At 71.6% G+C, this 14,195-nt stretch carries 13 protein-coding genes and 1 pseudogene; 10 read left to right on the forward strand and 4 right to left on the reverse strand.

What is annotated here, in order from left to right; all coding sequences use genetic code 11:
- Positions 1-54: 54 nt before the first annotated feature.
- A complete protein-coding gene (locus AQJ66_RS29480) occupies positions 55-2,766 on the reverse strand; it encodes a WD40 repeat domain-containing protein (protein ID WP_061928132.1) in 2,712 nt (903 codons plus the stop codon).
- 498 nt (positions 2,767-3,264) lie between these two features.
- Between AQJ66_RS29480 and AQJ66_RS29485 the strand changes: the two genes are divergently transcribed.
- Both AQJ66_RS29485 and AQJ66_RS29490 read left to right on the forward strand, forming a co-directional pair.
- Positions 3,265-3,684 carry a hypothetical protein gene (locus AQJ66_RS29485; protein WP_159052663.1) on the forward strand — a complete coding sequence of 140 codons (420 nt, stop codon included), beginning with the start codon at positions 3,265-3,267 and terminating at the stop codon, positions 3,682-3,684.
- A gap of 191 nt (positions 3,685-3,875) precedes the next feature.
- Entirely contained in the window at positions 3,876-4,940 is a 1,065-nt protein-coding gene (locus AQJ66_RS29490) for a sodium:calcium antiporter (RefSeq protein ID WP_061928134.1), read from the forward strand.
- Between the two features lie 130 nt (positions 4,941-5,070).
- Here the strand turns inward: AQJ66_RS29490 and AQJ66_RS29495 are convergent, their stop codons facing one another.
- Positions 5,071-6,054, reverse strand: coding sequence for an Lrp/AsnC family transcriptional regulator (locus AQJ66_RS29495; protein WP_079060501.1), 984 nt, complete (start codon positions 6,052-6,054; stop codon positions 5,071-5,073).
- 19 nt (positions 6,055-6,073) lie between these two features.
- Positions 6,074-6,865: an inositol monophosphatase family protein gene (locus tag AQJ66_RS29500; protein WP_061928135.1), complete on the reverse strand. Its 792-nt coding sequence runs from the start codon at positions 6,863-6,865 to the stop codon at positions 6,074-6,076.
- A gap of 509 nt (positions 6,866-7,374) precedes the next feature.
- Between AQJ66_RS29500 and AQJ66_RS29505 the strand changes: the two genes are divergently transcribed.
- The 5 genes and pseudogenes from AQJ66_RS29505 (at position 7,375) to AQJ66_RS29525 (ending at position 11,703) form a co-directional block, all read left to right on the forward strand.
- Entirely contained in the window at positions 7,375-7,947 is a 573-nt protein-coding gene (locus AQJ66_RS29505) for a TetR/AcrR family transcriptional regulator (protein ID WP_061928136.1), read from the forward strand.
- A gap of 66 nt (positions 7,948-8,013) precedes the next feature.
- Positions 8,014-8,997: a zinc-dependent alcohol dehydrogenase family protein gene (locus AQJ66_RS29510; RefSeq protein WP_061928137.1), complete on the forward strand. Its 984-nt coding sequence runs from the start codon at positions 8,014-8,016 to the stop codon at positions 8,995-8,997.
- A 44-nt stretch (positions 8,998-9,041) separates the two neighbouring features.
- Positions 9,042-9,812: pseudogene (locus AQJ66_RS29515) on the forward strand (GNAT family N-acetyltransferase); the annotation flags it as partial.
- A 726-nt stretch (positions 9,813-10,538) separates the two neighbouring features.
- Complete coding sequence (locus AQJ66_RS39790) at positions 10,539-10,697, forward strand: hypothetical protein (RefSeq protein ID WP_159052664.1); 159 nt, start codon at positions 10,539-10,541, stop codon at positions 10,695-10,697.
- Between the two features lie 484 nt (positions 10,698-11,181).
- Positions 11,182-11,703: a universal stress protein gene (locus tag AQJ66_RS29525; RefSeq protein ID WP_244162975.1), complete on the forward strand. Its 522-nt coding sequence runs from the start codon at positions 11,182-11,184 to the stop codon at positions 11,701-11,703.
- Between the two features lie 98 nt (positions 11,704-11,801).
- Here the strand turns inward: AQJ66_RS29525 and AQJ66_RS29530 are convergent, their stop codons facing one another.
- Positions 11,802-12,140 carry a helix-turn-helix transcriptional regulator gene (locus AQJ66_RS29530; protein ID WP_079060514.1) on the reverse strand — a complete coding sequence of 113 codons (339 nt, stop codon included), beginning with the start codon at positions 12,138-12,140 and terminating at the stop codon, positions 11,802-11,804.
- A 159-nt stretch (positions 12,141-12,299) separates the two neighbouring features.
- On the opposite strand from AQJ66_RS29530, the gene AQJ66_RS40400 reads away from it, so the two are divergent.
- The 3 genes from AQJ66_RS40400 (at position 12,300) to AQJ66_RS29540 (ending at position 14,176) form a co-directional block, all read left to right on the forward strand.
- The gene (locus AQJ66_RS40400; protein WP_244162976.1) at positions 12,300-12,920 is read left to right on the forward strand and encodes a universal stress protein; all 621 of its coding nucleotides are present in this window, start codon (positions 12,300-12,302) and stop codon (positions 12,918-12,920) included.
- On the forward strand, positions 12,920-13,054 hold the full coding sequence (locus tag AQJ66_RS40700) for a hypothetical protein (protein ID WP_279617342.1): 135 nt from the start codon (positions 12,920-12,922) through the stop codon (positions 13,052-13,054). The genes AQJ66_RS40400 and AQJ66_RS40700 overlap by 1 nt, the downstream gene beginning before the upstream one ends.
- Before the next feature lie 108 nt (positions 13,055-13,162).
- Positions 13,163-14,176, forward strand: a complete 1,014-nt coding sequence (locus tag AQJ66_RS29540) for a TerC family protein (protein ID WP_061928139.1) — start codon at positions 13,163-13,165, stop codon at positions 14,174-14,176.
- Positions 14,177-14,195 lie beyond the last annotated feature (19 nt).

The following is a 14,195-nucleotide window of genomic DNA, read 5'->3' on the forward strand; positions in this document are numbered from 1 at the left end:
TCCTTCCTCCGAAGGGAGCACCTCGTACGCCCTGAGCGGTGGAACCCCCTGCTGTCAGCACAGCCGGCGGTAGGGCACTCCACCGAGGTAGTGGCGCCACTGGCCGTGGGTGAGGGGTCGGCCGGCGTATGTGCACGCGTGGGCGACCAGTCGGCCGAAATCGGTCGGCAGGGTGTGGGCGGTGCCGTCGAACACGCCGGTGATCGCCTGCTGACCGTCCGGAGTGAACTTCAGTCCCAGTACCGCCGTCGTGAATCCCGTGAGCACGGTGTCCTTCCGGGGCCGCCGAGGTGAGGAGACTCGCCAGATCCGGGCCGTGCGGTCGTCGCTGGCCGCCGCCAGCATGCGGCCGTCGGGGCTGAACTCGACACTGCCGACCACGTCGGTGGGCCCGTCCAGTGCGGCGAGCAGGACCGGGCGGTGCGTTCCCGTGACGCGCCACAGTTTCACGGGACGGTCACCGCCGCCGGACGTGGCGAGGACAGCGGTGCGCGGGTTGAAGGCGACGGAGAGAGCGGTACCGGTGTGCGCCTGCCAGTCGGCGCGCTCGACGGGGTGAGCCGGGGACGTGGTGTCCCAGAGGATGACGTGTTCGTCGCCCCCTCCCGCGCTCGCCAGCAGCCGTCCGTCCGCGCTGAAGGCCACGGACCGGACCTCGTCCTGATGGCCGTGCAAGCTGACGCCGCGGACGGGTCTCGTGACGGACCGGGTGTTCCACAACACCACGTCCCCGTTGCTGCCGGCGCTCACGAGGGTGGCTCCGGACGGGCTGAAGGCCAGTGCGCGTACCGTCTTCGTGTGCGTCCGCACGGTGGACAGCCGGCGCGGTCGGTGCGGGTCGGTGATGTCCCACAGGATGAGGGTTCCGTCGGCTCCCGCGCCGGCCAGTACGGAGCCGCTGGGGTGCATGGCGACCGCGTAGACGGCGTCCTTGTGGCCGGTGAGCACAGCTGTCTCACGGGGGTGACGTGGGGTACGCACGTCCCACAGGCGCACGGTGCGGTCCCGGCCTCCCGTTGCCAGGACGCCGCCGTCGGGGCTGATGTCGATGGCGTACATCTCGGCCCTGTGCGCGGTCCACGTGGACATCAGCGTGCTGAGGAGCGCGTCGCGGCTGTGCCGGCCAGGCCGTAACCGGTAGGCGGCCAGGGCGAGCTGTGCGGCTGGACCCGGTGAGCGATGCGACAGTTCGGTGGCCGCCGTGCTCGCGTTGCGGGCGACGGCTTCGTCGCGCTGGGCCCTGACCTCCCGGTCGGCGAGCACCGCGAGGAGCGAGGTGGTCAGGGACACGAGGAGGAGCACCGCCGCCGCGGCGATCAGCAGACGCCGTCGGCGCCTGCGCCGGGCCGCTTCCGCCATGGCCGCCCTGTCCGCTGCCAGACTCGCGTCGAGGAACGCCCTCTCGCGTGCGGTGAGACCCGCGTCTTCGGCCTGGGCCAGGGGGCGGGCCGCTTCCAGTCGTGCGCCTCTCAGCAGGGCGCCCGGGTCCCGCTGCAGGTGCGCCCAGGTCGCGGCCGCTTCCGTCAGCTGCCGACGGGTGCGCAGGACCTCGCGGTCCTCCGCGAGCCATCCGCCCAGTCGTGGCCATCCGCGGATGAGTGCTTCGTGCGTCAGTTCCACGTGCTGGCCGTCCACGGTGATCAGTCGCTCGGCGGCGGCCCGATCGACGATCGTCATGGTGTCCGGATCGGGGGACAACTCGGAGCGGCGGATGCGGCGTTTGGTGTCCTCGACGCCCTCCCCGACGGCGACGAGCCTCAGGAAGATGTGCCGGGCTGCCTCCTTCTGCCGGGCACTGAGCGCCTCGTGGAACCGTTCGGCGCTGTGCGCCAGGGCGTGCTCAATGGACCCCGCGGTCCGGCAGGCCTCCATGGTCAGCAGCGTGCCCCGGCGGTGCCGCCAGGTTTCCAGGAGCGCGTGGGAGAGCAGCGGGAGTATCCCGGCGTTGCCCTGGGCCTGGGCGATCAGATAGGCCAGCAGCCTGCCCTCGACTCGGCAGCCGACCGCGTCCGCGGGGCGGCAGATGGCCCGGTGGAGTTCCTCGCAGTCCATCGGGCCCAGGGTCACCATCGCCGCGTCGAGGGCCCTGGCGAGTTCGACGTGTGCGATGCAGTGGGCGTAGAAGTCCGCGCGGACCCCCAGAACGACGCGGCACGCGCTGTTGCCGGCCCGGGCGGCCATGAGCAGAGCATTGATGAAGTGGTTCCGTTCCTCCTGTTGGGGGCAGAGGGTGAAGAGTTCCTCGAACTGGTCGACGACCAGGATCACCTCGCCCCGCCCGGGGTTCTCGGTGACGATCTGACGCAGGAGGAGGTGGAGGTTCACGGGGTGTGCGCGCACCTCCTGCAGCAGGCGACCGGGCGTGGTGGTGACATGGCCCGCCAGACGTACCGCCAGCTCCTCCAGCGGCCGGACGCCCGGTGTGAGCGAGACGACGGATCGGCCTTCGGATCGCAGGCGCGGTGACAGCCCCGCGTGCAGCACCGAGGACTTGCCGGCTCCCGAAGCACCGAAGAGGGCGATGAACCGCTGTTCCGTGAGCCGCCTTCGCAACTGCTCGACCACGCGTTCACGCCCGAAGAAGAACCGGCTCTGCCGTGAGCCGAAGGAGGCGAGTCCCGGGTAGGGCGAGTCCTCCTCCTCCGGTGGGGGAGCGGTGCCGTCCGCCGTGCGCTCCGCGAGAGCGACGCCCGCGGCCGTTGTGTGCCAGAGGGCCTCCCATCGCTCCACGTCGCCGCCGCAGGCACTGACGTAGCCCCGGGTCACTTCCAGGGACGGAAGTTTCCGGCCCGCGGCGGCGCTTGACAGAGTCGCCACCGAATAGTGGGCGCGTGCCGCGAGATCGCGGTACGAGGGGCTGCCCGCCGTCCGGCGAAGTTCCCTCAGCTCTGCGGCGAACCTCACCACCGGGCCGTCGCCTTCGGGAAGCGGTGACTCTCTGCGCGGCATGTTTCCCCCGATCCGACCTGTTCTGCGACCAGTGTCGTCGCCCGGGGAAGTCACCGGTGCCGAGGCGGCGATTCCCGGCCCGCTCGTCACCGTCCGGTGTGACGTTCGGGTTCGGCTCCTCCGTTCAGTGGACGACACCTCCAGCCCGGAGCCACCACCGACGGCTGGGGCTCGCGCGCGCCGGCCGGCCCTTGATGTTCGGCGATTGATTGTTCATCGCCGCCGTCCGGACACCGAACAAGGAATCCCGGCTATCCCTGAGCCGAGGCCCCGGGGACGGCCCTGGGCCCGGCACACCCTCACACAGGAGGCTCGATGCGTTCGGTACTCGTCGCGGCAGCGGTGTTCGGCCTGGTCGTAGGCAGCGGCGCGGCCGCCGGAGCCGCGGAGACGGCTCAGGCGTCCAGCGCGAGCTGGACATGCGCGAAGGAGGTGTGTCTTCGGGTGGGCAGCGAGGCTCGGCTGAAGGACGCGCGCGGATGCAACCACAAGGTCTGCATCAGCGTGACCGGCAACGCGTCCGGCTACACGACCCGAGGCAGCTACAGCGGCACGAACCGGTTCTACGGCCACATCAACGTCTGGGGCCCCAACATGAGGGTCAACGGCCAGGACAGCGCCTATCCCGGCGTGGCGGGGTCCGGCAGGGGGACCGGTCAGACCTGCGCCGAGGGGTGGGAGCTCTCCGGCGGCACGTACACCTCCGTCGGACTGCCCTGCAAGGACGTCAGCTGACGCCGATGACGGTGACCTGATGACGTGTCGAGCCGTAGCCGGTCTCTCGGGAGATCGGCTGCGGCCACGCGTTCGCGCGCCGTTCAGGAAGCCGAGTCGACGGTCCTGCGCCGGGTCTGACGGGCAGTACTGGACCCCTGGCCACTGACCGAAGGTCGATATTTCGCGTCGTCTCGGGTACCCGGCGACTCATGGGATCTTTGAGCTCGCCTGCACTGCTGGTGCTCTTCCTGGCCAGTGCGGCCGTCATCTGGTACGCGGGGATCAAGCTGTCCGACACGACCGATGTGCTCTCCGAACGTCTCCACCTCGGCGGCGCGTTGGGCGGCCTGATCCTTCTGGCGATCGCCACGAACCTGCCGGAGATCGCCATCACGGCCGGCGCTGCCGTGGCCGGTCAGCTCGGGGTGGCGGTGGGCAACATCCTGGGCGGCATCGCCGTCCAGACGGTCGTACTGGTCGTCCTGGACGCGGCGGGGGTACGGCCGCGCGCCCCGCTGACCCGGCTGGCCGCCAGTCTCGTCCTGGTCCTGGAGGGCGCGCTGGTCATCGCCGTGCTGGGCGTGGTCGTCATGGGCACGCAGTTGTCCGGCGGCCTGGCCTTCGCCCGGCTCAGCCCGGCAGCCGTGGTCGTCGCCGCCTTCTGGGTGATCGGCCTGCTGCTGCTGAACCGGGCCGGCAAGGGGCTGCCGTGGCGGGAGGGCGGGGACGCCCCCGGCGCTCAGCCGGAGCCGCGGGGCCACTCCAAGGGCAAGAAGGAGAAGGCCGCCACCGGCAAGGGCGTCAGCACCGGGCGAGCGGCGCTGGTCTTCACCGCCGCCGCCGTGGCGACGCTGGTCGCCGGTGTGGTGATCGAGCGCAGCGGTGAGGAGTTCTTCGCCCGGCAGGGCCTGAGCGGCATCCTCTTCGGCGCGACCGTGCTGGCCACCGCCACCTCCCTGCCGGAGATCAGCACCGGGCTGACCTCGACGAAGCTGGGCGACTACCAGCTCGCCATCAGCGACATCTTCGGCGGCAACGCCTTCTTGCCGGTGCTGTTCCTGCCGGCCACCGTCATCTCCGGCAAGCCGGTGCTTCCCGACGCTCACCACACCGACATCTACCTCACCGCCCTCGGCATCATCCTGACCACCGTCTACATCACCGGGCTGATCTTCCGGCCGCAGCGGCAGTATCTGCGGATGGGCGTCGACAGCATCGCCGTCCTCGTGCTCTACGCCATAGGCATCGCCGGCCTGACCACCATCGGCGGCTGACCATGCCGTGACCGCTCGGCGACGCAACCCACCCTCATCCGCCTCGTCAGCGCTCTGGCAGACGGCCTGGCGCGCCGGCCGCGAACACCGGCGCCGGCACGGCGATCGGCGCCGTCAGTGGCATCCGTGCTCACCCGGGGCGCTTCACGGCCCGGCCGACCAGGAAGGTCTCCGCGGCGGTGATGCCCAGACCGGTGAGGTCCTCGCTGATGAAGCGGTACAGCGCTGCGGTGTCCGGCAGCCACAGCGCCAGGGAGAGGTTGCTGCGCCCGGTGCCGGCCAGTGCGCCGTGCACGGCCGGGTGTGCGGCGAGGGCCCGGCCGGCCGCGTCCAGCCGGTCGGGCGGGAGTTGCAGCCACACGTTGGCGTCGACATGCAGGCCCAGCCGCCGGGGATCGACCACGACCTCCGTGCGCAGCAGGCCCTCGGAGAGCAGCGCGGCCAGTCGCCGGCGGACCGTCGAGGCCGGGTGACCGGTGCGCTCGGCGACAGCCGACGCGGACGACCGGCCGTCCTCGGCCAGAGCGGCTGCGATGGCCCGGTCGGCCTCGTCCAACTCCCGCCACGCCGGGGCGACGCACGGCGGAGTGAGCGCCTGCCGCTCGGCCGGGGCGAGCACGTCCAGCCGCCACTCGTGGGCCTGGCGGAAGGCGTGCAGCACCGTCTGCGCCTCCACCGAGGTGACGGCGCTGGTGGCGGGCAGTTGCTCGAAGAGCAGGCGGTTGCGCTGGGCGGCGGACCCGCGGGTGAACTGGACGGCGTGGATCTCGTCCCCCGCGGCGGACACGTCCAGGAACGGGATGTCGTCCCGGGCGGCGAGCGCCGCGACGATCTGCTGAAGCCTGCCGCGCAGCACGCGGATGCGGAGCTGTACCGCTCCCAGATCCGGGGGCTGCGCCAGGCGGCCGCGGACGCGGACGGTGCCCTGGCGGGTCAGGGCCCCAAGCCGCCGGTGCACCTCGCGGGTGCTGACGCCGAGTACGCTCGCCAGCCGCTCCGCGGCCGCGCGGCCGTCGCACTGCAGCGCGGCGATCAGACGCTGGTCGGCGGCCGACAGGACGTCAGCGTCACCCGGGTCGGGGGCGCCGCCGTGGTTGCCTTCGCTGTGCTTCACACCGTGCAGTGTGGCGGCGTCAGCCGAGGATCGTGTCGAGGATCAGGGGATGCAGCGGCTGCGGCGCGGCGAGGAAGCCGTCGGCGCCGGCCCGCCACGGCCGTCCGGCGAGGTCGGTGACGGTCAGGCCGGCCTCCGCGGCGATCAGCGCGGGGCCGATCAGGTTGGCGTCGTCGGTGCCGTACTGCCAGAACCCGTCCAGCCGGCCGGCCGCGGTGTCGGCGATCTGCCAGGAGGTGGCGCCGAGGTCGCGGACCGCGCCCGCCTTCGGGAGCAGCGCGCTCAGCGACCGGCCGGCGCCCCGTACGGCCTCGGGCTCGCGGGCGACACCCGGCGGCTGGCTGGTGCCCAGCAGGGCGGCGTCGAGCGTGCGCTTGCCGGAGGGGCGCATCGGCCTTCCGTCACGCAGGGCGCCGCCGCCCGGCGCCGCGACGCAGGTCTCGCCGAGCAACGGGTGGTGCAGCACCGTGGCCACCGCTCGGCGCTCGCGCACCAGGGTGAGCGAGACGCACCACTGCGGCAGCCCTTGGAGGAACTGCACCGCGCCGTCCACGGCGTCGGCGATCCACACCTCCCCGTCCCCGGGCAGGCGGGTGTCCAGTTCGTCGGCCCACACGGCCCCGGGCCGCAGCGGGCCGAGGCGCTCGTGCAGCAGGGCCAGCGCGGGCTCGTCGACGGCCGAGAAGCGGTGCAGGAACTCCTCCCGGTCCCGGGCCGGCTCGGGAGGGAGGTCGAACGTGCGCACCAGCGCGCCGACGGCGTGGACGGCTTCGGTCATCGGTTCGAGCAGCTGGGAGTCAGCGGGTGACATGGCGGGGGTCCCTCCGGTCGCGGTCCTGCACTGCGGGGTGTGAGAGGAGCCTGCCGTCGTGCAGGCGGTGAGGGCTGTCAGGAGGGCCGTTCGCGGTCGAAACTCGCGCCATCGGTCGATACGATGAGCGATCCTGCCGCCCAGGCCCCTCTCTGTGGCTGCCCGGGCCGGGGCTTGTCATCCACCCGGTGACCAGCGACGTCACCGCCCATGCTCCCGTCGCCGGGCGCAGAGCGGCCTCGGTGCCTCGGCGGTCAGCCCTGTGCGGTGGGGCGCAGCACCGTCGACTGGCGACGACCTCGTCAGCGGCCACATCGCGCGGTTGCCGACCCGGGCCGTCCGCACCGCGCTGCCCGGCGTGGAACCCGCCGCATCGCGGGCGGCCGCAGGCCAGTTCGACCCGCTCTCGCTGCGCGAACGGGCCGGCCTGCTGCGCGACGCCCTCGCCGCCCAGGCACTTGCTCCCACTAATCGAACGAACTAGTCTGTTTGATTAAGGAGGTGCGGTGATGGCGACGCGGATCAGGAAGACCAAGTCCGAGGAGAGGATCCTCGGCGCGGCGGCGGAGCTGTTCTACGCGAACGGGCTGCGTGGAGTCGGCATCGATCAGGTGATCGCGGCGTCGGGCGTCGCGAAGTCGACCCTGTACGTGCACTTCCGCACCAAGGAGGAGCTGGTCGCCGCGTACCTGCGCAGGACCGACGACTCCTGGACGGCACAGCTGCAGGACGCCGCCGCCCGTACCGGCGACGACCCCCGTGAACAGCTCGTCGGCCTGTTCGACGCGCTGACGGACGCCTTCGACCGGCACGGCTTCTTCGGCTGCCCGTTCGTCAGCGCGGCCGTCGAAGCCGACCTGGACTCCGAGGCCCGGGCCGTCACCGTGCAGCACACCCGGCGCCGCCACGCCTGGCTGACCGAGCTGAGCGAGCGGGCCGGAGCCACCGCCCCGGACGCACTTGCCCGGCACATCGGACTCCTGATCGACGGAGCCCTGACCTCGGGACGCCTGCTCCAGGACCGCGCCGTCGTCGAGGAGGCGAAGTCCGCGGCACGCCTGCTCGTGACCGCCCACACCTGACCGCACCCGGTGCGGCGCCGCGCCGGTCCGCTCCCACCCCAGCACGACAGGAAAAGAGGCGCAGTCATGCGCGCAGTGGTCCTCCACGAGTTCGGCACCCCGCTGGTCCTCGGCGAGATCGACGTACCCACCCCCGGCCCGGGCCAGGTACTGGTCAAGGTCGGCGCCAGCGGCGTCAACCCGCTGGACACCAAGATCCGGGCCGGCAAGGCCGCCCACGCCCGGCGCACGCTGCCGGCCGTCCTCGGCCTGGACCTGGCCGGCGTGGTCGAGGAGGTCGGTCCTGATGTCCACGGCTTCGCGCCCGGCGACGAGGTCTTCGGCATGACCGGCGGCGTCGGCGACGTGCAGGGCTCCCTCGCCGAGTACGCGGCCGTCGACGCCCGTCTACTGGCCGGCAAGCCGGCCGCCCTCACCCTCCGGGAGGCCGCCGCCCTGCCGCTCGTCTTCATCACGGCCTGGGAGGGCCTGGTCGACCGGGCGCAGGTCCGCGCGGGGCAGAAGGTCCTCGTCCACGGCGGGGCCGGCGGCATCGGCCATGTGGCCGTCCAGATCGCCCGAGCCCGCGGTGCCGAGGTCTTCGCCACCGCCTCGCCCGCGCGACACGAGGTCGTCGAGCGACTGGGAGCCACCCCGATCGACTACACCGCCTCCTCCGTCGAGGAGTACGTCGCCGAGTACACCGGCGGTGAGGGCTTCGACGTCGTCTTCGACACCGTCGGCGGTTCCGTGCTCGACGCCTCCTTCACGGCGGTGCGCACCTACACGGGCCACGTCGTCAGCGCCCTGGGCTGGGGGACCCACAGCATCGCCCCGCTGTCCTTCCGCGGGGCGACCTACTCCGGCGTCTTCACCCTGCTGCCCCTGCTGACCGGGCGCGGTCGGGAGCACCACGGCGAGATCATGCGCGAAGCGGCCGCCCTCGCCGACGCCGGGGCACTCAGGCCACTGCTCGACCCGCGGCACTTCACGCTCGCCGACGTCGCCGAGGCCCACGCGGCCGTGGAGAGCGGCACCGCGCAGGGCAAGATCGTGGTCGACGTCGGCTGACCGTGCAGCGCGAATGAGCGGCGGCGACGCACGGGGCTTTCGTCAACCCCGCCGACGGACCGCACAGCCGGCGTCTCGCGTGGCTGGCGTCCGACGCCGACTCCTCCATTCCTGTCGGGACGCCCTTTCTACGGCTGTCCACCGATCCTGGACAAGAGCATCTGGCCGAACTGACCCTCCATGTCCATCCCGGGGAGCGGCGCAAGAGCGTCGGTTCCCGGCTCCTCGACGCGGCCGTGGCCACGGCCCGGGACAATGTCCGACGCTGCGTCGTCGCGCAGGCCGAGGCCGGATCGCCCGGCGACCACTTTCTGTCGGCGCGCGGCTTCCGCAAGGTCCTCACCCTGAGGTTCGCCCGCTTGCCCCTGGCCGAAGTGGACACCGCCGCCCTCGACGAGATCATCGAGCATCCGCATACCGGCTACCGGCTGATGTCGTGGCAGGGAACCGTCCCCGACTGCCTTGCCCAGACGTTCGCCGCCTCCCGTCGTGCCACGGACGACATGCCCATGGACGCTACCGACCACGGCACCTTGACCTGGGACGTGGACCGCGTCAAGGCCGCGGCGAAGGCCGTCGAACAGCGCGGCGACCGGCTGCACACCGACGTCGCCGTCGACGTCTCCAACGGCTCGATCGCAGGGTTCACCGAACTCGTCATCCCCGGCGACGGCACCGGTGACGGCCGGCACTACGGCACCGGTGTGCTGCCCGAGCACCGGGGACACGGCCTCGGCCGATGGATGAAGGCCGAGTCGATCCGAGAGGCCCGAGCGCTTCATCCGGACCTGGGTGGCCTTCTGACCGACATCGCCGTCTTCCCTGTTGGATTGGCGTGTTGAAGCGGATCGAGCAGGGGGTGGATAAGTGCTGGGTTGGCGTACGTTCTGGGTGCCAACAGATCGCCAAGTGGCGTTGGACCGGGTGCCCGTTCTGGCCGGGTGGGAGGACCTGGCCGTACGTGACGATCGCGTTGGGATTCATCCTGGGATCCGATTCTTCTTTCTCCGGACTACCGGATCGACGAGGTACTGAGCCGGTATCTGTGCCGGTCATCGTTCGCCCGTCTCGCGCAGGAGACGAAGCGCAACTACACGGACGACTACTGCCTGTTCTTGGGCATCTCCGGCCCGGCCGCGCGCCGCGCGATCCACGCCGCGGCGCAGGCACCGGCCTTCGCCGGCTCCATCCGCACCCACCGCCAGGCCCGCGACATCCTCGGCAACCCCGCCCTGACCGTCTACGACAACCCGCGCTCCTTGCTGATGTGCGTCTACAACCGGGATCGGGCCCTGTGCCACCGTCTGGACGCCGACGACGCGCTGCGGCTGGACCGCTGCCGGCCGTCGGTGCGCGAACGACGCGCGCACCGACCATCATGCCGCCCAGCTCCTTCAGCACGCCCAGGCCCTGGAGAAGCAGGCCGCCTCCGAGACGGTTCCCGGCCCCCTCGCTGACCGCCTCGCCCGCCGCGCTGCCCTGCTGCGCACGCTGGCCGACCGCCACGAACACGACCGCATCCACCCGCAGGAGCCGACCTCATGAGCCCAGCCCTGGACGAACGCGACCGCACTTGCGCGGCGATGGACCGCATCCTGGACGGCCGCCCCGAGCACTCCAACGGCGCCCTGACCATCGTCGCCCTCGCACGTGAAGCCGGTGTCCCCGCAACGCGCTCACCCAGCGCCGCCCAGACCTGAAGAACGAGTTCTATGACAAAGTCCGTGCCCGCGGGCAGATCCCGGACAGCGAGAAGCGGCTGCGCAGGCAGGTCCGGCGGCTGAAGGAATTGAGGGCCGCGGATACCGAAGAGATCGCCGGGATGAAAGCCGACGTGGAAGCGCTAATCGGTGCCCTCCACCAGTCCACAGTGGAGAACCGGGGACTGAGGCGGCAGTTGGCCGACGGTACCGGCGTGGTCCGGGTACGGCCCGCTCAACCCCGTACCAGGGACACCGCCCACCCCGCGTCGCCCGATCTCAAGTGATCACCCGCTGACGTGGCAGCGTCACTGATCCCGCTCCGCAGGAAATCGACACACCCGTGGCAGAAGGCGGACACCCGACCCGAGACATACGATGAGATATACGCGAAAAATCTTTCGCGTAAGTATTGACGTGAATTTCGGGTGGCGGGGACGCTGGAAGTGCCCCTCCTTCCGTCCTCCCGGAAAGCGCGACCGTCATGGATACCTTCCGCTCGAACTCCTCGCCCGCCCCGGGTGCCGCCTCCTCGGTCGCCCGCCGGCGGTTCCCGGTGGCCGCAGTGCTCGCCGACCGTCTGGATGACACCGCCGTGGTGGACGTGGCCGTCCGGCTCGCGTCCGCGCGCGGCGCACCGCTGCTGCTGATCGCAGTCATGCCTGCGCCGCCGCCCAGGGCCGGGGCCGTGTGCCCGGACTCGGCGGCGGCCCGCGCGGTGCTGGGGCGGGCCCTGCCGCGCCTGGCGCGCGCGGGGATCGCCCACCGGTCGGCCGTCTACCACCGCCCTGCCGTTCGCGGGGGCGGGCGGCTGCACGCGGCGAAGGCCCTGCTGGACACGGCGGTCCTGCACGGCTGCTCGCTGCTGGTGGTCTCGCGCAGCGGGCCGACGGGCCTGGATGCGTGCACGGTGATGGAGGCCGCCGTCATCCGCGGCGGCCCGTTCGTCCACGCGGCTTCGCCGGTGCCGTGGGCGGCGCTGGCCGTGCCCTGCCCCGGCCGCTGAGGCTCGGGCAAAGGATCGGTCCCGGCCGCCCCACTGGAGAGGGCGGCCGGGACCGGCTGCTGCACACCGGAGCGCCGCCACGTCCAGGCGCGTGCCGGTTACGAGGCGGCGCGTTCGCGGTCGTCGGCGGGGGTGTCCTCGCGGTGCAGGAAGGTGGCCAGGAGGTCGCCGACGGGGTGGCCTGCCTCGCTGGGATGGCGCAGGGCGACGGTGGGATCGATGGTGTAGCGGTTGCGGCGCCCGACGCGGGTCCGGGTGAGGTATCCGGCCGCTTCGAGGTCGGCGACGATGAGCTGGACGGCGCGTTCGGTGATGCCGATGGCGTCGGCGACGTCGCGTCCGCGCGCTTCGGGGTCGCGGGCGAGGGTGATCAGGACCCGGGCGTGGTTGGTCAGGAAGGTCCACTGGTCGCCGCGCGGGCTGGAGGGCTGGCTCATGGCCTTCATCATACGAACCCGGCTTCGCATAACCAACATCATTTCGCGAAAAATAATTGGCGAAAAAGTTTTCGCGTAATATCTGACGGGAATCAAAGGGTCAGGTGACGCTGGACACACCCCCATAACCCTCCACGACCCTGCTGAAAGGGGGTCACGATGTCCTCCCAGACCTCCGCCCCGCCCCTGACACGCCCCGCGGACACCGGATCTCCGGTGCTGCCGCTGTCCCTGCCGCACTCGGTCACCGCGCTGGTGACCAACCGCCCCGACGACCTGGCTGTGGTCGATGCGGCCGTACGGCTGGCCGCACCGCGCAAGGCACCGGTGCTGCTGGTCGCCGTCCTGCCCGCGCCGTCGAAGATCCCGGAGCGTGCCCGCGCGGACGCGCAGGCGGCCCGGGTGTTCCTGGCCCGCGTGCTGCCCCGGCTGCGTGCTGCCGGGGTCGGCTACATCCCCGTCGCCCACCGCGCCCCGGCCGACGGCGGCGGACAGATGCGGCTGCGGGCCGCAGGCGGGGTCCTCGCCTTGGCCGCTCGCCATCACTCTCCGCTGGTGGTGGCCTCCATCCGGGGACCGGCCGGCCTGGACGCACACAGCCTGATCGAAGCTTCCGCCGTACGCGGCGGGCCCTTCGTCTACGCCGTCACCCCCACCCGCTGGACGGTCTCCGTCGCCAGCGCCGGCCTGGGGCCGGCCGACCTGTCCCCGGCCGGGGTGCGCAACGTATGGACGCTCGCCCAGCGCCGCCGGCCCGCCCCCCGCCCCGGGCAGGCGTGATGAACGGCCTGCACACGCTCGCACCGTGGTGGCTGCCGGCGCTGGTGGACCTGGTCGTCGGCGGCCTGTGCGTCGCACTCGCCCTCCGCCCCGCCGCACCGCCGTGCGGCGACCCGCCTGAACCGGGGAGGTGAACGCCTGTGCGAACTGAATCAGCGCCCGGGCCCGGCAGCCCTCCGTAAGCCGCCAGGCCCGGGGCACCATCCTTTCCTTCACACCCAGCCCGAGGAAGCCGATCCACCATGAATGAACTGTCGTTCGCCGTCCCGCTGTGGGTGTGGGCCGCGGTCACGCTCGGCATCGGCGTCATGCTCGCCGTCGACCTGATCGCCCACCGCGACAACCACGTGATTGGCTTCCGCGAGGCCGCCCTGTGGAGCGGTCTGTGGATCGCCATCGGCCTCGGCTTCGGCCTCATCCTCTTCGCCTGGCAGGGCGGCGAGGCGTCCTCCACCTACTACGCCGGCTACCTGATCGAGAAGGCCCTCTCGATCGACAACGTCTTCGTGTTCGCGCTGGTCTTTTCGTTCTTCGCCGTCCCCGACGCCTACCAGCACAAGGTGCTGTTCTGGGGTGTGATCGGGGCGCTGGCGGCCCGGCTGGTGTTCATCTTCATCGGCGCCGAGCTGCTGCAGGTGTTCTTCTGGACCGCCTACCTCTTCGGCGCGTTCTTGATCTGGACCGGCTGGAAGATGGCCCTCTCCAAGGACGAAGAGGTCCACCCCGACCGCAACCCGGTCGTCCGCCTGGTCAAGAAACTCATCCCCACCGACCCGCGCTTCCACGGCGGCAAGTTCTTCATCCGCGTGCATGGCAAACGCATCGCCACCCTGCTGTTCGTGGTGCTGGTCGCCGTCGAGGCCACCGACCTGATCTTCGCCGTCGACTCCGTCGCCGCCGTCCTGGCCATCACCACCAACACCTTCATCGTCTGGACCGCCAACGCCTTCGCCATCCTCGGCCTGCGCAGCCTGTACTTCTGCCTCGCCGGACTCCTGCGCCGCTTCCAGTACCTGCACTACGGGCTCGCGGTCCTGCTCGCCTTCGCCGGCGTCAAGCTCATCCTGTCCGAAACCCCCGTCGGCAAGCTGCCCATCCCCCTCACCCTCGGTGTCATCGTCGTCACCATCACCGTCTCCATCGCCTGGTCCCTGATCGCCACCCGCGGCGGAGGCAATGACAGCGACGAGGCGAGGCACGAGGCGGACGACGTGACCGGCACCAGCCCGCACCATCAGGAAGGACGACCGTCATGACCACCCTCAGCCCCAGCCG

The sequence above is a fragment of the Streptomyces bungoensis genome (assembly GCF_001514215.1).
Classification (GTDB): domain Bacteria; phylum Actinomycetota; class Actinomycetes; order Streptomycetales; family Streptomycetaceae; genus Streptomyces; species Streptomyces bungoensis.

Coding starts and splice junctions, on each gene's coding strand:
- AQJ66_RS29485 (WP_159052663.1), top strand. CDS start 3,265: ATGCGTTCGGTACTCGTCGCGGCAGCGGTGTTCGGCCTGGTCGTAGGC.
- AQJ66_RS29490 (WP_061928134.1), top strand. CDS start 3,876: ATGGGATCTTTGAGCTCGCCTGCACTGCTGGTGCTCTTCCTGGCCAGT.
- AQJ66_RS29500 (WP_061928135.1), bottom strand. CDS start 6,865: ATGTCACCCGCTGACTCCCAGCTGCTCGAACCGATGACCGAAGCCGTC.
- AQJ66_RS29505 (WP_061928136.1), top strand. CDS start 7,375: ATGGCGACGCGGATCAGGAAGACCAAGTCCGAGGAGAGGATCCTCGGC.
- AQJ66_RS29510 (WP_061928137.1), top strand. CDS start 8,014: ATGCGCGCAGTGGTCCTCCACGAGTTCGGCACCCCGCTGGTCCTCGGC.
- AQJ66_RS39790 (WP_159052664.1), top strand. CDS start 10,539: ATGAGCCCAGCCCTGGACGAACGCGACCGCACTTGCGCGGCGATGGAC.
- AQJ66_RS29525 (WP_244162975.1), top strand. CDS start 11,182: ATGGATACCTTCCGCTCGAACTCCTCGCCCGCCCCGGGTGCCGCCTCC.
- AQJ66_RS29530 (WP_079060514.1), bottom strand. CDS start 12,140: ATGAGCCAGCCCTCCAGCCCGCGCGGCGACCAGTGGACCTTCCTGACC.
- AQJ66_RS40400 (WP_244162976.1), top strand. CDS start 12,300: ATGTCCTCCCAGACCTCCGCCCCGCCCCTGACACGCCCCGCGGACACC.
- AQJ66_RS40700 (WP_279617342.1), top strand. CDS start 12,920: ATGAACGGCCTGCACACGCTCGCACCGTGGTGGCTGCCGGCGCTGGTG.
- AQJ66_RS29540 (WP_061928139.1), top strand. CDS start 13,163: ATGAATGAACTGTCGTTCGCCGTCCCGCTGTGGGTGTGGGCCGCGGTC.